The sequence below is a fragment of the Coprobacter secundus subsp. similis genome (assembly GCF_015097275.1).
GTDB lineage: Bacteria > Bacteroidota > Bacteroidia > Bacteroidales > Coprobacteraceae > Coprobacter > Coprobacter secundus.
Window position 1 is genome coordinate 1,232,770 of record NZ_AP023322.1, and the last position, 24,663, is coordinate 1,257,432.

General features: G+C 36.4%; 18 protein-coding genes and 4 tRNA genes. 3 read left to right on the forward strand and 19 right to left on the reverse strand.

The window, feature by feature from the left end; translation table 11 throughout:
• Positions 1-35: 35 nt before the first annotated feature.
• The gene (locus Cop2CBH44_RS04800; protein ID WP_200755648.1) at positions 36-1,064 is read right to left on the reverse strand and encodes a DHH family phosphoesterase; all 1,029 of its coding nucleotides are present in this window, start codon (positions 1,062-1,064) and stop codon (positions 36-38) included.
• A gap of 194 nt (positions 1,065-1,258) precedes the next feature.
• Here Cop2CBH44_RS04800 and Cop2CBH44_RS04805 point away from each other — a divergent pair, with 194 nt between their 5' ends.
• Together Cop2CBH44_RS04805 and mazG are read left to right on the forward strand one after the other, a co-directional pair.
• Complete coding sequence (locus tag Cop2CBH44_RS04805; RefSeq protein WP_200755649.1) at positions 1,259-3,238, forward strand: protein-disulfide reductase DsbD family protein; 1,980 nt, start codon at positions 1,259-1,261, stop codon at positions 3,236-3,238.
• Positions 3,235-4,023 carry a nucleoside triphosphate pyrophosphohydrolase gene (gene mazG / locus Cop2CBH44_RS04810; protein WP_021929423.1) on the forward strand — a complete coding sequence of 263 codons (789 nt, stop codon included), beginning with the start codon at positions 3,235-3,237 and terminating at the stop codon, positions 4,021-4,023. Before Cop2CBH44_RS04805 ends, mazG begins: the two co-directional genes overlap by 4 nt.
• A 76-nt stretch (positions 4,024-4,099) precedes the next feature.
• Here mazG and Cop2CBH44_RS04815 read toward each other — a convergent pair whose 3' ends face one another.
• The 6 genes from Cop2CBH44_RS04815 to Cop2CBH44_RS04840 form a co-directional block, all read right to left on the reverse strand.
• Positions 4,100-4,648 carry an STM3941 family protein gene (locus tag Cop2CBH44_RS04815; RefSeq protein WP_200755650.1) on the reverse strand — a complete coding sequence of 183 codons (549 nt, stop codon included), beginning with the start codon at positions 4,646-4,648 and terminating at the stop codon, positions 4,100-4,102.
• Between the two features lie 11 nt (positions 4,649-4,659).
• The gene (locus Cop2CBH44_RS04820; protein ID WP_021929425.1) at positions 4,660-4,953 is read right to left on the reverse strand and encodes a PG0541 family transporter-associated protein; all 294 of its coding nucleotides are present in this window, start codon (positions 4,951-4,953) and stop codon (positions 4,660-4,662) included.
• 95 nt (positions 4,954-5,048) lie between these two features.
• On the reverse strand, positions 5,049-8,177 hold the full coding sequence (locus Cop2CBH44_RS04825) for an efflux RND transporter permease subunit (RefSeq protein WP_200755651.1): 3,129 nt from the start codon (positions 8,175-8,177) through the stop codon (positions 5,049-5,051).
• A 52-nt stretch (positions 8,178-8,229) separates the two neighbouring features.
• A complete protein-coding gene (locus tag Cop2CBH44_RS04830; RefSeq protein ID WP_200755652.1) occupies positions 8,230-9,249 on the reverse strand; it encodes an efflux RND transporter periplasmic adaptor subunit in 1,020 nt (339 codons plus the stop codon).
• A gap of 42 nt (positions 9,250-9,291) precedes the next feature.
• The gene (locus Cop2CBH44_RS04835; RefSeq protein WP_200755653.1) at positions 9,292-10,701 is read right to left on the reverse strand and encodes a TolC family protein; all 1,410 of its coding nucleotides are present in this window, start codon (positions 10,699-10,701) and stop codon (positions 9,292-9,294) included.
• Between the two features lie 40 nt (positions 10,702-10,741).
• On the reverse strand, positions 10,742-11,359 hold the full coding sequence (locus Cop2CBH44_RS04840) for a TetR/AcrR family transcriptional regulator (protein WP_044230137.1): 618 nt from the start codon (positions 11,357-11,359) through the stop codon (positions 10,742-10,744).
• Between the two features lie 246 nt (positions 11,360-11,605).
• Here Cop2CBH44_RS04840 and Cop2CBH44_RS04845 point away from each other — a divergent pair, with 246 nt between their 5' ends.
• Positions 11,606-13,903 (forward strand): NADP-dependent malic enzyme, encoded by a 2,298-nt coding sequence (locus Cop2CBH44_RS04845; RefSeq protein ID WP_044230138.1) that lies wholly within the window; start codon positions 11,606-11,608, stop codon positions 13,901-13,903.
• 152 nt (positions 13,904-14,055) lie between these two features.
• On the opposite strand, the gene Cop2CBH44_RS04850 is transcribed toward Cop2CBH44_RS04845, so the two are convergent.
• From Cop2CBH44_RS04850 to Cop2CBH44_RS04905, 12 genes are all read right to left on the reverse strand, one after another.
• A complete protein-coding gene (locus Cop2CBH44_RS04850; protein ID WP_021929908.1) occupies positions 14,056-15,438 on the reverse strand; it encodes an alkaline phosphatase in 1,383 nt (460 codons plus the stop codon).
• A gap of 502 nt (positions 15,439-15,940) precedes the next feature.
• The gene (locus Cop2CBH44_RS04855; RefSeq protein WP_021929909.1) at positions 15,941-17,974 is read right to left on the reverse strand and encodes a M13 family metallopeptidase; all 2,034 of its coding nucleotides are present in this window, start codon (positions 17,972-17,974) and stop codon (positions 15,941-15,943) included.
• Positions 17,975-17,982: 8 nt separating this feature from the next.
• Entirely contained in the window at positions 17,983-19,917 is a 1,935-nt protein-coding gene (locus Cop2CBH44_RS04860; RefSeq protein ID WP_200755654.1) for an ABC-F family ATP-binding cassette domain-containing protein, read from the reverse strand.
• Positions 19,918-20,127: 210 nt separating this feature from the next.
• A tRNA-Leu gene (locus Cop2CBH44_RS04865) sits at positions 20,128-20,211 on the reverse strand.
• Positions 20,212-20,229: 18 nt separating this feature from the next.
• A tRNA-Leu gene (locus tag Cop2CBH44_RS04870) sits at positions 20,230-20,314 on the reverse strand.
• 22 nt (positions 20,315-20,336) lie between these two features.
• Positions 20,337-20,409 (reverse strand) — tRNA-Gly (locus Cop2CBH44_RS04875).
• A 43-nt stretch (positions 20,410-20,452) separates the two neighbouring features.
• Positions 20,453-20,525, reverse strand: a tRNA-Gly gene (locus Cop2CBH44_RS04880).
• Positions 20,526-20,674: 149 nt separating this feature from the next.
• Positions 20,675-21,280 carry a GTP cyclohydrolase I FolE gene (gene folE / locus Cop2CBH44_RS04885; protein ID WP_021929911.1) on the reverse strand — a complete coding sequence of 202 codons (606 nt, stop codon included), beginning with the start codon at positions 21,278-21,280 and terminating at the stop codon, positions 20,675-20,677.
• A 24-nt stretch (positions 21,281-21,304) separates the two neighbouring features.
• Positions 21,305-21,799, reverse strand: a complete 495-nt coding sequence (locus Cop2CBH44_RS04890) for an SPOR domain-containing protein (protein ID WP_200755655.1) — start codon at positions 21,797-21,799, stop codon at positions 21,305-21,307.
• A 78-nt stretch (positions 21,800-21,877) separates the two neighbouring features.
• Positions 21,878-22,633, reverse strand: a complete 756-nt coding sequence (gene tpiA / locus Cop2CBH44_RS04895) for a triose-phosphate isomerase (RefSeq protein WP_200755656.1) — start codon at positions 22,631-22,633, stop codon at positions 21,878-21,880.
• A gap of 29 nt (positions 22,634-22,662) precedes the next feature.
• Complete coding sequence (locus Cop2CBH44_RS04900) at positions 22,663-24,060, reverse strand: BT_3928 family protein (protein ID WP_200755657.1); 1,398 nt, start codon at positions 24,058-24,060, stop codon at positions 22,663-22,665.
• A complete protein-coding gene (locus tag Cop2CBH44_RS04905; RefSeq protein WP_021931281.1) occupies positions 24,050-24,592 on the reverse strand; it encodes a DUF1599 domain-containing protein in 543 nt (180 codons plus the stop codon). The genes Cop2CBH44_RS04900 and Cop2CBH44_RS04905 overlap by 11 nt, the downstream gene beginning before the upstream one ends.
• Positions 24,593-24,663 lie beyond the last annotated feature (71 nt).

Sequence of the window (24,663 nt, forward strand, 5' to 3'; positions counted from 1 at the left end):
ATCAAAATAAATTATCCGAATAATAATAACCTACACTATTGTAAATATTGAACATACATTGGCAATAAATTTTTAAACCGATCTATTATCTCTTCCATCGTACCATAAAATTCTCCTCCAGCAGCATTCATATGCCCACCACCATTAAAATATTCCGAAGCAACTTTATTTGCCGGGAAATTACCTTTTGACCGTAAAGAAACTTTTATATATTCTTTTTCTTCTCTGAAAAATGCAGAAAATACGATTCCTTCAATACTTAATGGAACATTTACCAAACCTTCACTGTCTCCTTTTCTATAATGATAACGATTGAGTTCTTCTCGTGTAAGAGTAATCATTGCTGTTTTATATTCAGGAAAAACCTCAAGTTTCTCGCTAGTCGCATACCCATTAAGTTTTATTTTGTCAACAGAATTAGTATTAAAAACTTTAGTATATATTTTATCTTTATCTATCCCTTTTCGCACAAGTTCCTCTATAATAAAATACATATCAGGCTTATTCGAATTATAAGTAAAATTTCCCGTATCTGTCATCATCCCAGTATATATAGCTGCCGCGCTCAAACAATCAAGTACATCAAACATTCCCATCCGACAAATCAATCGGAAAACCAATTCACTTGTTGATGAAATTTCAGGATGAGATATAATCACATCACAAAAGTTTTCAGGATCAAGATGATGGTCTATCATTACTTTCTTAGCTTTTGCTTTTGCAATAAGCGGAGACAAGTCATCACCTACTCGAGATAAAGCATTAAAATCAAGGCAGAATAACAATTCAGCTTTATCTATCAATTCTGTTGCAAATTCAGGATACTTACTAAAATTCAATATATCCTTGGCCCCTCCAAGGAAACAAAGATTATCAGGCAACGCATCTGGAACAACCACTGTAACAGACTTGTCTAATGCATTCAAAAAATGATATAATCCTAAAGATGAGCCTACAGCATCTCCATCGGGTGAAACATGACATATCGTCACTACATTGTCATACTTATTTATCAACTTAGCCACCTGATCAATTTTACTCTCAGATATGATTTTTTCCATCATAAATTTTTACTTTTTTGAAATAGCAAAAATAGACAAAAAAACGGAATTGAGAAATACATCACAGCCAGCATTGAATAATGGAATGAACATTTTTTTAATTCATATCGGTTAAATTAAAGTTTATGAAAACTTAATTATAATATTATCGGTTATCTTTGCATTGGATAAAAAGAATTACACTTTATTTTAAACAGATGAAATCAAAATTATTTTTTTTAATCGTATTGTTATTATCTGTATTTTCTTTACAGGCACAAATTCTTGAACCAGTAAAATGGAATACTCAATTAAAAAATGAAGATAATAACAACAAAGAAATTATTTTTCATGCAAAAATAGAAAATGGTTGGCATTTATACGGTCTGAATATACCTGAAGGTGGTCCACGTTCTACCCGATTTGTTTTCGAAAAAATTCAGGGAGCCATTCTGTCCGGTAATATACATGCTTTAAATGAAGCAACAACTGAATATAGTCCACTATTTGAACTAAAACTAAGCTGGTACAGTAAATCGGCCGATTTTTCTCAAAAAATTGAGATAACAGATCCAAAACAATTTTCAATTTCAGGATATATAGAATATCAAGCTTGCAATGACTTGACATGTTTACCTCCTACAAAGTATGAATTTCAATTAGGAAATATAACAGAAATTGAAGAATCCAACAATACGACAAATACTGATAATGAGATGCGGATGAATGTCTTCACTCCTAAAGTAAAAAACAACCACACCGATTTCTGGACTCCGGTTATCAACGAAATGAACAATATAGGTGAAAACTCTGTCGGAACTCAAACTTCTTTGTGGTTTATCTTTATCAGTGGATTTATCGGAGGACTGTTAGCTTTACTAACACCATGCGTGTGGCCCATGATACCTATGACAGTAAGCTTTTTTTTAAAAAAATCCCAAAATCGTAAGCGCTCTATCATAGATGCCCTTATTTATGGATTATCCATAATAATTATTTATTTGATATTAGGACTTGCTGTAACAGCTATTTTTGGAGCGAGTGCATTAAATGATTTATCAACAAATGCAGTTTTCAATATATTATTTTTTGCCCTCTTAGTTTTATTTGCTGTGTCCTTTTTCGGAGCTTTCGACATTACATTACCATCTTCCTGGACGACAAAACTCGATAATAAAGCAGAAACAACAACAGGGCTCATCAGTATCTTTTTTATGGCTTTTACTTTAGTGTTAGTATCCTTTTCCTGCACCGGACCTATAATAGGAACCTTATTGGTACAAGCTGCATCTTTAGGAGATACGACAGGGCCAGCCATGGGAATGTTTGGTTTTGCTTTAGCTTTATCAATCCCATTTAGCCTATTTGCAATATTCCCCTCTTGGATGAAACAAATGCCTAAATCCGGAGGATGGCTCAATTCTGTAAAAGTAGTCCTTGGATTCTTAGAATTGGCCCTTGCTTTAAAATTCCTATCTGTTGCAGACTTAGCCTATGGGTGGCACATTCTCGACCGAGAAGTATTTCTTGTTCTTTGGATTGTTATTTTTACATTCTTAGGGTTATATCTGTTGGGTAAAATTACCTTTTCTCATGATTCAGAAATAAGACATATCTCGGTATTACGTCTGTTTTTGGCATTAATCTCGTTCAGCTTTTCACTATATATGGTTCCCGGATTGTGGGGGGCTCCACTAAAAGCTATCAGTGCTTTTACACCACCCCTTCACACACAAGATTTCTCTTTATTTGATGGAGAAGTTAAAGCCCAATTTACCGATTACGATGAAGGAATGGATTTTGCCGCTAAAGAGAAAAAACCAGTACTCATCGACTTTTCCGGTTATGGGTGTGTAAACTGCCGCAAAATGGAAGCTTCTGTGTGGACGGCTCCACAAGTAAGGCAACTAATCGAAAACGATTATGTCCTAATTACACTAATGGTCGATGATAAAAGTTCTCTGCCAGAACCTATAGAAATTACCGAAAACGGGAAAAAAGTAACATTAAAAACTTATGGAGATAAATGGAGTTACTTACAACGTTACAAATTCGGTGCTAATGCTCAACCTTATTATGTCCTATTAGACAATAAAGGTTATCCTTTAGCTCCATCCTACTCATACAACGAAAATGTAAATAAATTTGTATCATTCTTAGAAACAGGATTAAAAAATTATAAGGAAAATAAAAAATGAATCATAGCAAAGAGGAAAAAATGGAAGCCTTCGGTCGCTTTTTAGACATTCTGGACGAGTTGAGGGTAAAATGTCCCTGGGACCGAAAACAAACAAATGATAGTCTACGTACAAATACAATAGAAGAAACTTTCGAATTATGTGATGCCATTATAAAAAACGATAACGAACTTATCAAAAAAGAATTGGGTGATGTATTATTGCACATAGGCTTTTATGCTAAAATAGGTGAAGAAAAAAATATCTTTGACATTGCGGATGTATGTAATACTCTCTGTGATAAACTTATATATCGCCATCCACACGTATTTGGGGAAGACTGCGTAAACGGTGCAACCCAAGTAGAACAAAATTGGGAACAATTGAAGTTAAAAGAAAAAGGTGGCAACAAAACTGTACTCGAAGGTGTCCCTTCTGCACTGCCTGCAATGGTAAAAGCTCACCGCATCCAAGACAAAGTACGAAATGTAGGTTTTGATTGGGAAGAAAAAGAACAGGTATGGGATAAGGTATACGAAGAATTCGGAGAATTAAAAGAAGAAATCTCCCATATGGATACCGACAAAATGGAAGCAGAATTCGGAGATTTAATGTTCAGCATTATCAATGCCGCACGCTTATATAAAATAAATCCAGAGAATGCTTTGGAAAGAACTAACCAAAAATTTATCCGCCGATTCAACTATCTCGAAGAACATACTATAAAGCAAGGTCGTGACTTGAAATCCATGTCCCTTGCAGAAATGGATGAAATTTGGAATGAAGCAAAAAAGCACGGATTATAATCGTCTTTTTTTATTCCTGATTTATAAAAAATATTATTATATTATCTTGATTAACAAAATAATATAATAATATTTTTTATCTAATCGCTTTCCGATAATATTTTTGTATAGATTCATACAATTGTGCAAAAGTACAATCTAAAGCCCTAACAGAAATACATACGGGTGAACCATAATGATGTAATTTCAGCATCAGAGAACGCTTTTTTATTTCTGATGATTCTTGCATTATATACTGATTAGGATTTTTTACAACCAACACGACATACTGATAGTCTATATTTTCTAAATCATCCATCACTTTTATTTGTTCAACATCTCTCCACGTCACTGTACCAATATAATATCCGGTCGATAAATCTGTTATCCCTTCATCTGAAATTATTACGCCTATTCGCCCCTCTTTATGTATTCGATAAATAGCCCACAAAGTAAAAATAAACAGTAAAAAAGCGACAATCATTAGTAACCCTGTAAAATGGAACCATAATTGATGTGCTCTGAAAAGATAACATGACAGATAACCCAGAGCGATAACTATCACTAATGTCACTACTGATAAACCATATATACCAAAAATTTTACTTTTCTTCAATCGAAATGTAACAATGGATGATTCTGCCATAAATAAAATCTTTAAATAGACTTCTCAATATTCCATACAAAAGCCCTTAATCCTAATGCTGGAGTCTGATTATCAAGTTTATGTAATAAATCTAACAATGTATCTACTTGCCGGTCTTCAACCATTGTAATAATGGCCGAATTCATACTGGGCCAAGCATGACTGCCATAGTGAGGCTCACCTTTTACCGAACCTCTTCCTTGTATATTTTCCCAATACGAAAAACCTCGGCAATTATTGTGTTCTAGAATACCCATCACCATCTCAAAATGAGCCTGATCAAATGTTATAAATATAGCTTTCATCTTATTATTCAAATTATATTGTGCTTCTACTTTTCATTTTCAAAAAGATATGCCGGGTAACCCCGGTATATCTTTTCTTCTATCTTTACACACGATTACATTTTCTTTAAATCAGCTAAACGGGCAGCCAACTTCCGTCGTTTCCGTTTGATACCATTTCCCGCAAATATACAATATACAACTGGTACAATAATCAACGTAATCAACGTAGAAACCGAAAGCCCCCAGGCTACTGTAGTACCCATAGACCGCCACATTTCAGATCCCTCTCCAGTTCCTACAGCTAAAGGTATCATACCAAATACAGTAGTCAACGTTGTCATCAATACCGGACGAAGACGGGATTTACCAGCATGTATAACAGCATGTGTAACCGATAAGCCTCGCTCCCGATTCAATATGGTATAGTCGATAAGTACAATTCCATTTTTCACAACAATACCCACCAACATAATTACCCCCACAAATGCCATAACACTCAATGGAGTACCAGTTAAAGCCAAACCGATAAATACACCTGTCAAAGCAAACGGCAGAGAGAACATAATGATAAATGGATCTGTCAATGATTCAAATTGAGATGCCAATATAATAAACACCAAAATAACAATTAAAGCCATCAACATAGACAAATCACTAAATATATCCTGTTGGTCTTCATAAGTTCCTCCTATACTCATTTCAATTCCTGCAGGGATATCCATTTTTTCTATTTCAGCTTTCACACCCGAAACTGCCTCACCTAATACACCATCAGCACTCAATACAGCTGATACAGTAACAACTCTTTCCCGGTCTTTCCGCTCAATTGTAGGTGGAGACATCCGTTCTACGACCTTCCCGACATCACGTACACGAACGCCCTTTCCCTGAGAATTATATATCATTATATTTTCTATATCAGCAATAGTTTGCCGATATTCAGGAGCATAACGTACTTTTATATCATATTCATCTCCATCTTCACGATAATAAGAAGCCGTCGCCCCATTGATACGATTTCTTAAATATGATGATGCTGTCGTAATATTCAACCCATTTAACGCTAATTTTTCACGATCAAAATCAACTTGATATTCAGGTACATAATCTTTACGGCTGATTGTCGTTGCAGCTACATCTTTAACATTCATCATCCGTTTGGCCAATTCTGCTGCAACCTTATCAGTCGTAGCAAAATCATACCCGTATACTTCAACATCAACAGCTGCCTGAGCTGCCATACCATGCTTACTGCCTCCGGCATTTACTTCAAACGTTTTTATTTCAGGATATTTAGACAAGTCCTCACGCATCATATCACAAATCATTGTTAACCCCCGTTCACGGTCACCGACACTTGACAATGAAATAGTAAACGAAACAATATGTGTTCCATTTTCCTGCATCGAACCAAATACATTATCCGTATCAGCTTGTCCCACTGTAAAATTCGAAACTTGAATTTCAGGATATTTTTTTCTGAATTCTTGGTCAATCCTCAAAGCTAAATCTCGGGTTATTTCGGTACGGGTGCCTACAGGAAGTTCCAAAGTTATGCCAATACGGGCATTATCTTGCGTAGGAAAAAACTCTGTAGGAATAAAACGTACCAGCATCATACTTCCTGCAAATAATAATACTGCTCCGACAACAACCGTTTTCCGGTGACTTACCGCCCAAGTGAGGAATTTATAATAACCATTATCCAAAGCATTTAGTCCTTTTTCAATAGGACGGAAAAACAACATGAAAAGTTTTCCTTTTTTAGGGTCGAGACGTAGTAATTGAGAACATAACATCGGAGTCAAAGTCAGGGCACCTATTGTCGATATTATCATAATGATACTTACAATCCACCCTAACTGCCGGAACATAATTCCTGCCATACCGGTAATCATCGTCAAAGGTAGGAATACCGCCAACATTGTCAATGTCGATGCGATAACCGAAATTGCTACTTCATTTGTTCCATGTATAGCCGCCTGTTTCGGTGCACTTCCTCGCTCAATATGGTTAGTTACATTTTCCAACACTACAATAGCATCATCTACAACCATACCTATCGCAATACTCAATGAACTCAAAGAGATAATATTCAAAGTATTCCCAGATATCAATAAATAACAAAATGATGCTATCAAAGAAATAGGTATAGTAAGTATAATAATAAACGTCGCACGCCAACGACCTAAAAATACCAGTACAACCAACATTACGATAATGAAAGTCACTGCTACAGTCTCCACCAAACTGGCAATAGTATTTTCAATATTGGTAGAAGTATTCATAATAATACCCAGTTTTACATCTGATGGCAATGATTTTTGGATTTCCGGTAATTTAGCTAAAACCTCTTTCGATATATTCACAGAGTTAGCTCCCGACTGCTTTTGTATCACGATCATTCCACCCTGTCCACCATTATTATAGGCCTCCTGAGCTCGTTCAGCTACAGTATCCTCAACCCTGGCAACATCATGCAAAAATATATTTTTACCATCGTAACTGCCAATTACCAAATCCTCCATCTGTCTGGCATCCGTGTATTCACCTTGTACACGTAACGTATATGTATTAGAACCTATATCAAACGTTCCGCCCGGTGTATTTCGATTTTCTTGGGCTATTGCGTTAGATATACCCTCTATTGTCAAACCGTAAGCCTCCAATTTATGAGGATCACAATACACTTGTATCTCTCGCTCTGGAGCTCCAGAAATAGACACGGCTCCTACACCGCTAATACGTTTCAATGGATTAGCAACTTTATCGTCCAAAATTTTATAAAGAGCCGGCATACTTTCTTTTGCTGTTACTGACAAAATAAGTATAGGAATATCTTCAGTACCAAATTTGAAAAGGATCGGATTTTCTACATTATCCGGCAACTCAGACTCTACAAGGTCCATCTTGTCTCGTACATCGTTTGTTGCCACATCAATATCTGTACCATACTCAAATTCAAGAGTAACAATGGATAAATTTTCTTTTGATTGTGAAGTAATATGTTTCAAATCACTTACTGTATTCAATGTATTTTCCATTACTTTGGTCACATTGGTCTCGATATCGGCCGCACTGGCTCCCGGATAAGCGGTCATTACCATTATGGTATTGGTTTCTATCTCAGGCAAAAGGTCGATAGAGAGCTTACTTAATGAAAAAAGACCGAGAATAACAACTGCTACAAAACATAAAGCCGTAGTAATCGGTTTTTTTACAGCTGACGAATATAAACTCATAATATTATCTTTTTAGTGTTATTTGAGAATCAGATATTAACCGTTCTCTACCTTATTTTGCATTTTCCACTTCAACTTCCATTCCATTTGCCAAACGGCTTTGACCGGCAACAACGACCTGGTCACCACTCTCTACCCCCGAAATTACTTCATACGTAGTACCTAATTGTCGACCTATCTCCACCTTATTATATGAAACTTTTCCATCTTTATATACATAGATAAAACGGTCACCAGCTCCCGATTGTTTTACAACAGCCTGATCAGGAACTACAACATAATCCTTCACACCAAAATTCATCGTCACACGAACAAACATTCCTGGACGAACTTTCTGATTGGCATTTGCCATAACAACTTCAACAGGAAATGTACGGGTTTGCGGATCAATTGTCGGATAAATAAGATTTACTTTCCCTGTAAATTCTTCATTATCAAAAGCATCTACTTTCACTTTAACCGGCATTCCTTTAGATACTTTCGTATAAAAACTTTCCGAAACATTTATAAGAATTTTAACCGGAGAAATTTGTTCTACTGTTACCACAGGCTCTGCTCCGAACATATCACCATTATCATAATTACGTGCTGTTACAATACCATCTATCGGGCTTAACAGCTGTGTATTGTCTACCAGATTTTGATATACACTACGCGCAACATCAAGTTGCATCTTCTGTGTATCCAAAGCCTGCTTTGACGCTCCACCTACCTTATACAATTCTTCAGCACGTTTATACTCTATTTCTATATTTTCAAGCTGAGTCTTCGACTGTACAAGATTTGTTCTATCCATTAAAGCCAAAACCTGACCTTTATGCACCCGGTCACCTACTTCTACTAAAATTTTATTAATACGTAAAGATATCGAAGGAGAAATATTATTGACAATATTAGCTTCTACAGTAGCTGTAAAGTCTTGAGATTGTTCAACGGGTTGTGCATGCACGGTCTCGAGTCGCACAAGAGGTTTCTCATCAGTTTTTTTCTCTTCTTTTTGTTTAGAATTACAAGAAAACAGAACAGCGACTAAAGCTATCATGCAAACGCCAAATTTCTTATTGCTTTTCATCTCAATATTTTTATTTTATATATTTTACTTTTATAATCTTATTTATTTTACCGAAGAATCAGGAAATACTCTATTCCCCAATATTAAATCAAGCTCAGACCTAGCAGCCAAATAGTCATAAATAGCCTGATAATATGCTAATTTTGAATTGGTCAAAGCTAAATCTGCATCATTTAATTCAACAAATGTAGCAGATCCTATTTCAAAGCTTTTCTGCATAATCATATATGCCTTTTCGGCCTGTTTGACACCTTCACTATTCGATGCAATCTGCTTGATAGACTTTTGTATATTATCTATAGAAGATTGCACTTGCATTGACAAATTACGATGTAAATTCTGACGCTGATATGCCATTGAAGCAACTGAAACTTTCGCTTGTTTTACCTTATAATAACGAGTACCCCCTTGAAAAATAGGAATCGATAAAGAAAGCCCAATCGTAGAATACGGATTCCAATGGCTATCTCCATATTTACCATTATTAAACATATCAAGCCAATTATACATTGCCGTTGCCGACAAAGTGGGATACCAAGACATTTTCTGAACTTCGAGAGCCCGTTTCAAATAATCTGTCTGCAAATCCAATTGTCGTAAACTCGTATTATTCGTCAAAGTCGTATCGATACTCAATGTTTCAGTATACATTGTCTTTTCATAGTCAGATAACGTATTAGCTACATCCAAATCAACAGACATTTCAAGCCCTAAAAGAACCTTTAATTGCATTTTAGACAAAGAAACAGCATTTTCTGATTGCAATAGACTGGGCTCCAAATTACGCACTTGCACTTGAGACCGCAGTACATCATATTCCGATGCGGATCCCTGCTTATATTTATTTTCATAATTCGCAGCATTCAATTTGGCATTATCATAACTTTGCTTAATTACATTATATGAATCATTTGCCATCAACACACTATAATAGGCTTTTTCCACCTGATTCACCAATGACAACCGAGAAGAACGAGCAGATTCAAGAGACTGCTCAATATCAGCCTTGGAAAGCTTTACGCTTTTCCATAATGACGGAGCAATAATAGGGAGTTGCAAATTAAATCCCATCGTCAGCGTATTATCTCGTCCTACCTCCATGCCGTCATCCATGCCTTGCATTTCTGTAGTAGACCCTTCCGTACCACCCGGCATAAACGATGACATATCAAAGTCCATATACATCACTTGTTTTTTCAAGGCATAACTATAATCGGCCGATGCCCCTATCTTAGGGAACAAATTACCTATCGTTTCTCTTTTTGCATAATCTTTTCGAGTAATTTCCATATCGGCCACTTTAATGGTCGGATTCTCACTCAAAGCAATTTCAATAGCTTTGTCCAAATCGACCGTTAATTTGGGAGCCTTTTCCTGGGCCCATAAACTACCGGACAAAAAGACAAGGAACATACTTGTTCCTACCTGTTTCAATCCTCTGTTCATAATCATTAAACACGCTTTTTTCTTCCTAATATAAATAATCTCTATTCTACTCTTTGGGATTTTGGGAAATAAATTCTTCAATAAAAGCAACCCCCCTTGCCGTAGCAATACCTCTAATGAAATTTATAAAAATTGTTTCAAATATCTCTATGAATGAATAGCGGGACGTATCAAACTCTTCCGAATTTTTCAACATTTCAAACTGAGCTCCTAAAAGCATCAAAACAATTTCAATTTTCAAATCCGGTCGTATCAATCCCTCACGTTTTCCTTGCTCCATCAATTGCTCTGCACTCCGAACTCGTTCCTCTTTATCTTTCTCAAATAAAGATGATATTGCCGGATGGTACTTTTTCATATCACTATAAAAATTTCGGTTCGTATTTCTCAATTTTCGCCATGTATAAAAAAATACCCTTAACAAAAGTTCCATCGAATTAGCACACGTCACCGCTATTTTTTCAAATTCTTTTTGAGCTTCCCTACTCTGATATACAAAGCACTCCATCAGAAGCTCATCTTTATCCCTAAAATTTTCATATAAAGTTCTTTTGGAAATCCCCATCTGCCCAGCAATATTATCCATTGTAACAGATTTTATTCCATTCCTCATAAATAACATAGAAGCTTTCGCTACTACCCGTTCTTTCAAAGACACATTCATAATACCAACATAGTTTTACAGGCACAAATATAAAACGAAAACTTTAGATACTATAAAAGTTTCCTATATTATTAAAGATATCAAAAGTTAATTATATATAATAATTAGAAATAGTGTATTTCATACAATTTAACAATGTTATAATTTGTATTTTTTACTTATGCAATAAATATAAATTATTAGCTTTGCATGTAATTATGCGATGAAAATATATAAAATCATCAGAATCAATAATATTTCTATTATATGGGAAAAGTAACTAAAGAAGCAGCCCTGCTTTATCACAGTCAGGGAAAACCAGGGAAAATAGAAGTAGTTCCCACCAAACCTTATAGTACACAACTAGACTTATCACTTGCTTATTCTCCAGGTGTAGCGGAACCATGTCTGGAAATTGAAAAAGATCCGGAAAAAGCGTATGAATATACATCAAAAGGTAATCTGGTAGCAGTAATATCGAATGGCACAGCTGTTTTAGGACTAGGAGATATAGGGGCATTAGCAGGCAAGCCAGTCATGGAGGGGAAAGGCCTTCTCTTCAAAATATTCGCAGGAATCGATGTTTTTGACATTGAAGTAAACGAAAAAGATCCTGACAAATTTGTCCAAGCAGTGAAAGCCATCTCTCCTACTTTCGGAGGAATAAATCTGGAAGATATCAAAGCCCCCGAATGTTTTGAAATAGAAAACAGATTAAAGGCAGAACTGGATATCCCCGTAATGCATGATGACCAACATGGCACAGCAATCATTTCGGGAGCTGGACTGTTAAATGCGCTTGAAATTCAAGGGAAAAAAATAGATGAAGTACAAATTGTAGTCAACGGTGCCGGAGCATCCGCCGTATCATGTACCAGACTATATATGATGTTAGGAGCCAAGAAAGAAAACATTGTAATGGTTGACAGTAAGGGTGTCCTCAACGAATCACGCACCAATCTGACCGAATCTAAAAAGCAATTTGTCACCAGCAGAAAAATAAATACTCTTGAAGAGGCAATGAAAGGTGCTGATGTATTTTTAGGACTTTCACGAGCAGATATTTTAACTACAGAAATGGTACGTTCGATGAACGATAAGCCTATTGTTTTTGCATTGGCAAACCCCAATCCTGAGATTGCATATGATAAGGCAAAATCCTCACGTCCAGACTTAATTTTTGCAACTGGACGCTCAGACTATCCTAATCAAATAAATAACGTATTAGGGTTTCCTTACATATTCCGTGGAGCTTTAGATGTAAGAGCTACTTGTATTAATGAAGATATGAAATTAGCTGCTGTATATGCTATTGCTGATTTAGCTAAAAAGCCTGTACCTGATGTCGTCAATGCTGCATACAATTTGAAAAGAATCAGCTTCGGACCTGAATATATTATTCCTAAAGCTTTGGATCCGAGATTACTGACATCAGTAGCTCCTGCTGTAGCTAAAGCGGCCATAGAGTCGGGTGTAGCACGTAAAAAGATTACTGACTGGGTCGAATACGAAGGACATCTCAGAAGTGTCATGGGATACGACAATAAAATGATACGTCGCTTTACTGAAATGGCTAAACAAAATCCTAAAAAAGTCGTATTCGCTGAAGCCAATCATGCTAATATGCTTAGTGCTGCAGCTATGGCATATCAAGAAGGCATATGTTATCCTATCCTATTAGGGAACCAAGATATCATTACCAAACTTGCCAACGAAATAGGTATCAGCCTGGAAGGTATGGAAATCGTAAATCTTAGAAGTGAGGAGGAAACGGAACGCAGAAACAGATATGCAGAAATTCTAGCTCAGAAAAAAGCTCGCGAAGGATTTACAATTGCAGAAGCTCGTGAAAAAATGTTCGATAGAAACTATTTTGGAATGATGATGGTAGAAGTCGGAGATGCAGATGCATTTATGACCGGTACATATACAAAATACACTGAGACTATCGAAATTGCCAAAAATGTAATAGGCATCAAAGAAGGACATAAACATTTTGGAGCCATGCATATCATGAATACCAAAAAAGGGACTTATTTTCTTGCCGATACATTAATCAATAGACATCCTAATAGCGAAACACTCATCGACATAGCCCGATTGGCACGCCATGCGGTCAAATTCTTTGCTCATGAACCGGTAATGGCCATGGTTTCTTATTCCAATTTCGGTGCCGATTCTGTAGGCAGCCCCGCTTCAGTACACGAAGCTGTAGCTGAAATGCAAGAAAGATACCCAGATTTGATCATTGACGGAGAAATGCAAGTACATTTTGCATTAAATACGAAATTAAGAGACAAAACATTCCCATTCAATAAATTGGCAGGGAAAGAAGTCAATACTCTTATTTTCCCTAATTTAAGTTCCGCCAATACTGCCTATAAAATGCTTCTCGAATTTGGTCTATCCGAATGTATAGGACCGATTCAGATGGGGTTGAACAAACCTATTCATTTCACAGATATTGAAAGTACAGCCCGGGACATCGTAAATTTAACCACTGTTGCAGTATTGGATGCTCAAGTTCAAGAAGAAATAGAAAAAATAAAATCAAATAAAAAATAATTTGTACTATTTAATAAAAAAGCACTTTCAAAAGAAAGTGCTTTTTTATTAAATAGTACAATAATGTAACATAAATCCAAAATTGCTTCTGCCGCCCTTATTTATTGGTACAGAGGCAATTTTATCCTTTACTCCATCTCCAATATGTAAAATTATTTCAAACGAGTTATTTCTCTCAATCGCTGAGGAATATCTGTATTATCCAATCTCCCCGAAAAACGAGAAGCACCTTCCCCTATTGCAAAAAGAGGAACTTGCGATGCCGAATGATTATCCGATGCCCAACTGATATGAGCTTTTTCATTTAAAATGGAAATAGCCAATGACACAAAAGCATTCGTCTCACTATACAAAGATCTTACAGATTTACTGACATCCTCTTGATACCAATGTTGAAAACTAACCATCAACCGAGCCTCCTCTTCAAGGGTCAAGGGAACTTCCTTTCCCAAACCTGTAAGTTCAGACAAGAGCTCTCTCATCTCCGTCCAAGTCATACCAGGATGTTTTTTCTTAACCTGTTCCAAATAAAAAGACATCTCACTACCTGACATTTTTTGATATTGCAATAACTCTGTATTTACGTCCATTGTCCCATTTCCCAATATACATCCTCCAGTCTCATGGTCGGCTGTAATTATTATCAATGTTTCTCGTGGATGATCAAGATAGAAATCATAAGCACATTGTATACTCTCGGAAAAATCAAGAGTTTCTTTTATCATCGTTGCCGCATCGTTGGAATGAGAAGCCCAATCAATTTTTCCTCCTTCAATCATTACAAAAAAACCTTTCGGACTATTTTGTGATAAATGATGAAGGGCACACTCTGTCAAGTCCAATAATGACAATTCCTCAGGTTTCCTGTCTATACTATATTTCAAAGCATCACAATATAAAGAATCATTCGAAAGAAAAAGTATTTTGCCTGAAAAATTTTTATCATATTTATAATCATTTTTACCCCAACATATTGTATAATCATTATCACGGAAATAATCATATAAATTTATCTTATCTGGTGCTTTTTGTGGCTGTAATAAACCTGAACCACCCAGAAAATCGAATCCAGAATCTGCCCCTTGTAAACCTATTTCATAATACATATCTCGCTCAGGTTGAGTTGCATAAAAAGCTCCTGGAGTAGCATGGTCAATCGATACACTCGTTATGATTCCTACTTTACGTCCAGATTTTTTAAATTGTTTCGCAATAGATTCTCTATTTTTCGAATTCAAACCTAATGTTCCATTAGTTGTTTTCTCTCCAGTTGCTAACGCCGTACCAGCTGCAGCAGAATCTGTTATACGATTTGATGCCGAAAATGTAGTTACCACTGATTGTACAGGAAAAGAAAGAAATGGCATTTTCTTTCGGAGATTGTCTGGCATATTTTCATTATATTGCCGGGCTGCCTCCACTTGGTTCAATCCCATGCCATCACCTATAAAGAAAAAAATATATTTCGGCCCCGCTGCTCGAAATGGAACAGAAAATGCAAATAATAACAAAAATAATAATGTGTACTTTTTCATATTTCCTTTTTTATTTGCAAAACAAAAGCTCAAGTATAAAATATAAATGACAATCCGAATACAAAACTATTACAAAATGATATTATATGATAGATTTTAATCGGTCTGATTTAACAGACCAAAAAACAAACTTTTATCACAATATAAAGGAGTAATACATTAATGTTTTCCTCCGGTATCTCCACTTTTAGACAGTATTCTCCAGATATGACATATCCGCATTGTTCTTGCGGATATTGATGGGTAGTAGCGACTGAGTAAAAGTCTCAGAAAGTACAATGCCAGCACTCTTGCACAAGATGTCACTCAACTATATACGGAGATCATCCTAAATTAAAAAAAGCACTTATTTGCCAAGTAATAAAAAAATACAATTCCAATTTTTACCAAATTATTTTTTTCACAGCTTTCTAATAATCTCGAAAAATTTTCGTTATATATAAAAAGCCCGAGAAGAGTAGCTTGATTCTTCCCGAGCTCCAAAAAAATATTAAATTATATTTTACCAAATGATAACTCTGTCTTCAGGAGCTAAATACATAGGGTCATTCTCTGTAATATCAAATGCACTAAAGAATGTATCGATATTTTTTAATGCCGCATTGACCCTCCATTTACTTAATGAATGAGGGTCAATTTTAGTTAATCGAAGAATCTCCTCATTACGGATATTGGTTGCCCACAATGCTGCATATGCCAAGTAAAATCTCTGGTCAGGAGTAAATCCATCAATCAGAGGTAATTCCTGCCCTGCCGTAGCATTCTTAAAAGCTGTATATGCTACCCGCAATCCTCCATGATCTGCAATATTTTCTCCTAAAGTAAAGCGCCCGTTAGCATGTACTGTATCCAATACGATTATACTGCTATATTGCTCGGCCAGCTTGTCTGCACGCAAGTTAAATTGTTCTGCATCCTCCGGTGTCCACCAATCTTTCAAGTTACCGTCTTTATCAAACTGACGCCCCTGATCATCAAATCCATGGGTCATTTCATGTCCAATAACAACACCGATAGCTCCATAATTGACTGCATCGTCAGCATCTAAATAGAAAAATGGAGGTTGCAAAATTCCAGCAGGGAAACATATCTCATTTGTAGAAGGATTATAGTAAGCATTGACTGTCTGAGGACTCATCAGCCATTCAGTCTTATCTACAGGTTTTCCTATTTTATCAAGCATATAATTATACTCAAATTCACCAGCTCTACATACATTTGTCCAATATGAATCTTTCTTATCAATTTTCAGATTAGAATAATCACGCCATTTGTCAGGATAGCCGATTTTAATATATATAGTACTCAATTTCTCTTTGGCTTTAGCTTTAGTCACATCACTCATCCACTCCAAACTATCGATATGTTGTCCTAAAGATACCTGCAAATTTTTTACTAAATTGACCATCCGTTCCTTTGCCTCAGGAGGGAAATATTTACTTACATACATTTTCCCTACTGCTTCAGACAAAGCAGAACTGGTTGTTTCCAATGCACGTTTCCAACGAGGTTGTTGCTCTTGCTTTCCAGATAAAGTCTTCCCATAAAAGTCAAATTCGGCAGCAACAAAATCATCACTCAAATAAGAAGATGCCGCATTTAATAATTTAAAAGCCAGATAATATTGCATTTCTTCCGAAGTCATCTTAGCAATGACATCGTTCATACCTTTAATAAAAGGCAATTGCATAGGATTTATTTCTACTAAAGAATCGATTCCCATCTCTTGCAAGAAAGCATTCCAATCAATAGCAGCAGTCATTTTTTCCAACTGGCTGAAAGGCATTTTATTATAATTATTTTGTGGATCTCTCAATTGCTCACGCGAGAAAGCAACCTTTGCCAATGCCGTTTCGGTCTTCATTACAGCATCTTCGGCTTTTGCTGCCTGCTCCGGGGCATATCCCGCCAATATAAATAACTTATTGATATATTTTTTATAAGCATCGCGTATTTTTACATTAGTACTATCATTCAATAAATAATAGTCCCTATCTCCCATAGACATACCTGCCTGATACAGATTTACAATATTCTGAGAACTATTTTTATCATCAGCTCCTACGAAAAAGGCAAAGAAAGGAGATGTCCCCATTTTCTGCATACGGGCAATCATACGGGTATATCCTGCCTTATCATTCAGACTAGTTATAACCTTCAGGTCATCTACTATGGGTGCCACCGATTCTTCATTCAGCCGTACACTATCAAGCCCCATAAGATACATATCACCCACTTTCTGAGCTACACTTCCATACTCATGAGTAGTTTTTCCTAATTCCTCAATCAGCTCTTTTATCTGATTTTGATTATTTTCACGTAATTGGTCAAATGATCCATAACGTGCATACTCGGGTTTCAACGGATTTTTCTTCATCCACCCACCACAAGCATACTGATAAAAATCAGTACCACAGGATACCGTAGTATCCAGATTCGAAATATCCAGACCGCTCGATTTCACTGTAACATTTTTGTTTGAACATCCAGCTACCACCATACCGGCAACCAGAGGTAAAATTAATAATCGTTTCATTCTCTCTATTAAATTTGTTTATTTTTTTCTTCTAGTTCCATCGTCATTTCCGTCCACTTCTCTATTGTCTCATCAAGCTCTTTCTTTAATCGCCCGTGTTCTTCATACAAAGAAGAATCTGATGCACCTTCTACCGAAGAAAGCCGCACTTCTATCTGTTTTATTTTCAATTCAAGTTCTTCCACTTTTTTCTCACAATCGGAAATGGAACGTTCCAATCGTTTCAACTGTCGTTGTTGCTCTTTTTGCTCTTCATAGGAAAGCTTATTCTCTGATGGTATTCTTTCCACATGCGGCTTCTCTGCAACCTTCTCTTTTTCCAACTCCTGCAGACTATCCATCTTTTTCCATTGCAAAAAATCATAAATACCGCCCAAATGCTCACGTACTCGCTTATTACCAAACTCATAAACTTTAGTAACTAAACCATCGAGAAATTCTCGGTCATGAGAGACTACAATAACTGTACCATCAAAATCTTTTATCGCTTGCTTCAGCACATCTTTTGTCCGCATATCTAAATGATTGGTAGGCTCATCAAGAATCAAAAGATTCACCGGCTCCAACAATAACCGAATCATTGCCAAACGTGTCTTTTCCCCACCAGACAATACCTTTACTTTCTTATCCGAAGCCTCCCCTCCAAACATAAAAGCTCCAAGAATATCCCGTATTTTTGTTCTGATATCTCCGACAGCCACTCTGTCAATTGTATCGAAAACAGTTATCTCTCCATTCAGCAATTGAGCCTGATTTTGGGCAAAGTATCCGATTTTTACATTATGCCCGATTTTAAGGTTGCCGGTATAGTCTATCTCATTCATGATGCACTTTACTAAAGTCGATTTCCCCTCTCCATTCTTTCCTACAAATGCAACTTTATCACCACGTTTTATTGTAAAATCAACATGAGCAAAAACCATATGGTCTCCATAACTTTTTCCCACATTATCAAATATAAGGGGGTAATCACCTGAACGAGGTGCAGGAGGAAATTTCAAATTCAACCGGCTATTATCCACTTCGTCCACCTCAACTCTCTCAAGCTTATCCAACTGTTTTATACGAGATTGCACCTGCACTGATTTTGTCGCTTTATACCGAAATCGTTCTATAAATGCTTCTGTATCCTGAATCTGCTTCTGCTGATTCTCAAAAGCTCTTCTTTGCTGCTCAAGGCGATCGGCCCTCAATTGTACATAACGAGAATAATTTACTTTATAATCATAAATGCGACCTAAAGAAATCTCGATTGTCCGCGTCGTGACTGCATCTATAAACGCTCTGTCATGTGACACTAAAACAACAGCATTAGCTCTTGTTGCTAAAAAAGTCTCGAGCCATTGTATCGACTCTATATCCAAATGATTGGTAGGCTCATCGAGCAATAAAACATCCGGGCGTTGTAATAATAGCTTTGCCAACTCTATACGCATACGCCATCCTCCACTAAATTCTGATGTCGAACGGTCAAAATCACTACGCAAAAAACCAAGCCCTATCAATGTCCTTTCTATCTCAGCTTGATAATTAGCGGATCCCATCAAATGCAACTGCTCAGTAGCATTTGATACTCGTTCTATCAACTCTTGATATTCCTCTGACTCATAATCCGTATGCTCCAACAATTCTGCATTCATCCGGTCTATGCGGGCTTCCATTTCAAATATATGAGAAAAAGCTTGTTCGGCCTCCGCCATTACCGTACGGCTATCGCTCAATTGCATTTGTTGTGGTAAATAACCGATTGTCAAATCTTTTGGAAAATTAACTGCCCCAGAAGTCGGTTGTTGTAACCCTGCAATAATCTTAAGCATTGTCGACTTTCCTGCACCGTTCTTCCCAACCAAAGCAATACGGTCCTTTTTATTGATTACATATGTTATATCATTGAAAAGAGGATTTCCTCCAAATTCTACCGTTAACCCTTCTATCGAAATCATTCTTTTATCCCCGTTACTATAAAACAAGTACAAAGGTAATAAATTTTATACCATGACAATAAAGCTATAACCAATGAATAACGAAAAAGCCGCATCTTACATCCATATATTTCCATAAACTTATTTAAAACTCTAAGACCCGAATCAAATAAAATGCATAAAAATAAAAAAGGCACAACCGATTATTATCGGTCATGCCTAATCACTCCGTGTCCGAGATGAGATTCGAACTCACACGATCCTACGATCACTACCCCCTCAAAGTAGCGTGTCTACCAATTTCACCACCCGGACATCTTTGTTTTTGAAGCGTGCCCAAAACAGGACTCGAACCTGCACGTTCTAAACGAACACTAGTCCCTGAAACTAGCGCGTCTACCAATTCCGCCATTTGGGCAAGCCATCCAAAACTGGATGCGAGCGAAAAACGGGACTCGAACCCGCGACCCTAACCTTGGCAAGGTTATGCTCTACCAACTGAGCTATTTTCGCATTACAATTTTAAAGAACCAACAACCTTCCAAAAGGTTTTCAGAGCGAAAAACGGGACTCGAACCCGCGACCCTAACCTTGGCAAGGTTATGCTCTACCAACTGAGCTATTTTCGCATTTGCGAGTGCAAATATAAGGTGATATTTTGAGTTGTGCAAATCGAAATGTCTATTTTTTTTACCTTTTTTCAATATATCTCCTTCACTTTTAGATAGTGAATATTTTAAGACAAAATCATTCTCTGCAAAAAACTGGATAACAATTTTTATCGGTTATTCTTAATCAACGATATAAACTCCTCCCGAGTTTTCAGATCCTTAAATACTCCGGTAAAATCAGAGGTAGTAGTCAAAGAGTGACGTTTTTCGACTCCCCTCATCTGCATGCACATATGTTGTGCTTCAATAACGACCATTACACCAAGAGGATTCAAAGTTTTCTGTAAACAATCTTTTATCTGCATAGTCATTCGTTCTTGTATTTGTAATCGACGAGCAAATACATCTACAATACGTGCTATTTTACTCAATCCTGTAATATATTTATTAGGAATATAGGCTACATGGGCCTTCCCGTAAAAAGGTAACATATGATGCTCGCACAAAGAATAAAAATCTATATCCTTTACAATAACCATCTGACGATAATCTTCACGAAACATGGCAGAGGAGATAATTTCCTCTGGAGACTGTGCATATCCCTGAGTAAGAAACTGCATAGCCTTAGCTACCCGTTCAGGAGTCTTTACAAGGCCTTCTCGGTCAGTATCCTCCCCCAATAAAGAAATAATACTTTTATAATGATATGCCAATTGCTCCTGTATTTCGAAAGAAGACAATGGCTGTGAATTATTATCTTCTGAACTTATCATTCCTTGTTTTCCATTTTATTTTTATTAATATTGAGGTACTCGTACAGACTCCCTCACTATTCTCATCTCTTTTGCAAAAGATGGAAAAGCCTGCTTCAATTCACGAAGCTTTGTATTAGCTTCTTCATAAGTTCTGAAATCTCCGACCCGCAAACGCCAAAAAGGAGAAGTAAAAGAAACATACGTCTCTATTGTCGGGTCTAAATTCCGTATCAGCTGGGCCTTATAATTAGCCTCATCTTTCGACTTACGCTGATTATTATCAGAAAATACCTGGATACGGTATCCACTGACAGTTATATATGACGATACTATTTTATTATTAGGCAATGCAGAAACTGTTCCATTAGCATTTGCGCGAGCCAATCTGGAAGAAAGTCGAGCATCTTGAATAATTTTTACCTTTCCTGCGCCTACACTCCTTTCAAGATACTGCACTATAGATGTGTCGGCCACTTGTGCCTGCATCATAACAACAGCCATCCCTAAAAGGGAAATAACAAATAGTAATTTTCGCATTATATTTTTGTTTAATAAGAAAGCTGCAAAAATAAGCATTCTATCTTATTTTCGCAGCTTTTTATCTTATTTTAAATATCAAAATGCATTGATAATTCCCATAAAGCTATCTACTTCCAATGCTGCTCCTCCAATTAAACCGCCATCGACATCGGGATTGGCAAATAATTCTTTTGCATTAGAAGGTTTACAGCTACCACCATAAAGGATAGAACAATTATCAGCAACCTCTTTTCCATACTTATCAGCAAGAGTTTTACGAATAAATGCATGCATTTCTTGAGCTTGCTCCGCTGTAGCTGTTTTGCCTGTACCGATAGCCCAAACCGGCTCATACGCTAAAATTATCTTCCCAAAATCTTGTGCAGCCAAATTAAACAAAGAGCCCTCAATTTGAGATTTTACTACATCAAAATGTTTACCGGCTTCTCTTTCTTCCAAAACCTCTCCAATACAGAAAATTGGAGTCAATCCATTTGCTAATGCCAATAATACTTTCTCTTTCAAAATCTCAGGAGTCTCATGGTAATAAGCACGACGTTCTGAGTGACCTAAAATTACATATTTAGCACCCGTAGAGGCAACCATTTCGGCAGAAACTTCTCCTGTATATGCACCTGAAGCTTTGTCTGCACAATTCTCAGCAGCAACACCAATCTTATTTGTATCGATAGCATCAACTACACTTGCCAAATGAATAAACGGAGTACCGATTATAACATCACAATTGGGAGTTTTGCCCTCCAAAGCCTCATTTAGGCCTTTTGCCAATTCAAGACCTTCCTGAAGGTTCTTGTTCATTTTCCAGTTACCTGCAACAATGTTCTTTCTCATAATTAATATTATTGTGTTATACAATGAAGTTACAATTCTTTATTATCATTTTTTGTCGTTTCCTTTTCTATGTTTATTTTTCTTCCTTTTGACCGCAATGCCTTTTCCTGCCGACGCTTCATCCTCAAATTTTTAATATTGACGATAATAGCCGCAACAGTCTTTTCTGTCAATAAAAGAATAAGCATAGGCACAAGATATATCAAAGCCAAAAACATAATACGCCTGTCGGCATTATAAATACGAATCTGACCTAAAGAAAGTTTTTCTAATGATGCCGTAAGGACCGACTCATCAGGTAAAGACGATGCACTCCGCTTCCAATAGATGATACCATCTTTTAATAACATCATGCTGGGATTTGCCCGCATGATAGTTTTTATGGCAGTCTCATCCATATAATAAAATGGATATTCCGCACCAGTATCGTCCTGCCACCGTGCAATATCCTCCTGCGAAGAAGCTGTCACGCAATAAAAATTATATCCATGAACCAGTGCATAATCATAGATTTCATTAATTCGGTCTATTTCACTATCATCTGCTTTTGCAATATCAGAAGATAAAAGTAGAAACTGGTAATTTTTATTAGTCAATATTTCGTCCGTCACATCTCCCAAATCAGGAGAGATAATCATAAAATCTTTTATAAACTCGTCTTCTTGTATTACAGGTGTTTTTTTCTCCACTCTATCTACAAAAGTCCAGGTAGTATCATCTACGGGATAATTATCAAGGGTAAACTCCTGCTGTCTCCCGTCTTTTTCATATATAAATAAATATTCTCCAGAACTCCCTGTATCAGAAGATTCCGTACCCATCGCTTTCGCCAGATTCAATCCGCTTTTGTATGGCCGAAAATCAAGAATGGGCTGATAATTATATCCAATCCAAGATATAGCAAATACAAAAATCAAAGAATAAAGTACCGTTATCCACTGTACAGGACGATTATATATCCCTCGGATACGATTATTAAAAATGAATAAAAATATGGTAATAGCCAATAACAGCACATTTTTGAAAAATGTCTGCCAATTGGTCAAGATAAGAGCATCACCGAAACAGCCACAATCACTCACAGGATTTGCTATTGCCAAATATAATGTGAGTGGAGTCATAAATATCATCGTAAATAAAACCAAACAAGAAGTCAAACGACGATATGAACCCAAAAACATGTTCACCCCAATCATAAATTCGAATGCAGCTAAAAGCACTGCAAATATCAGAGACAAAGGGATAAGAAATTCTAAACCGAAAGCAACAAAATAATCATTAAATTTATATACGGATCCCATTGGGTCTATGGCTTTCACAAAGCCAGAAAATATAAAAGTAGCCCCAACTACCCATCTCGACAAAATGATAAGAAGCCTTATCCACCATTTATTCTCAATAGACTCTACCGTATTTTTATTCTCCATATTCCAATTTTATCAATCCGAATAAAGAATAATTCACCATATCCATATAATTGGCATCTATTCCTTCTGAAACTAATGTTTCACCTTGATTATTTTCTATTTCTTTAGTCCGATTTATTTTCATCAAAATGAGATCGGTATACGAACTGATACGCATGCTACGCCAAGCCTCATCATAATCATGATTTTTAGCAAACATCAAATTTTTTGTATTGTTCATGTATTTATCATATAGTTCAAGAGCCTTATCTACCGATATATCTTTCTCATCTGAATATCCTAATGCAAGTTGAATTAGTCCAATAATTCCATAATTCACAATACCTATAAATTCTGAACGAATTCCCTCATCGACCATCGTCTCCCCTTTTATCTCAATACTACGAATACGTTTAGCCTTGATAAATATCTGATCAGTAATGGATTGTGGACGCATAATACGCCACGAAGGACCGTAATCCTGCAATTTTTTTGCATACAAATCACGACATACGGCTATCACATGTTCAAATTGTGCAACGGTATCTGCCATAAGATATTTTTTAATTTTGCAAAGGTACAAAAAATAATATACCCCTAACCTTCTCTTTTCAGGAAATTTTT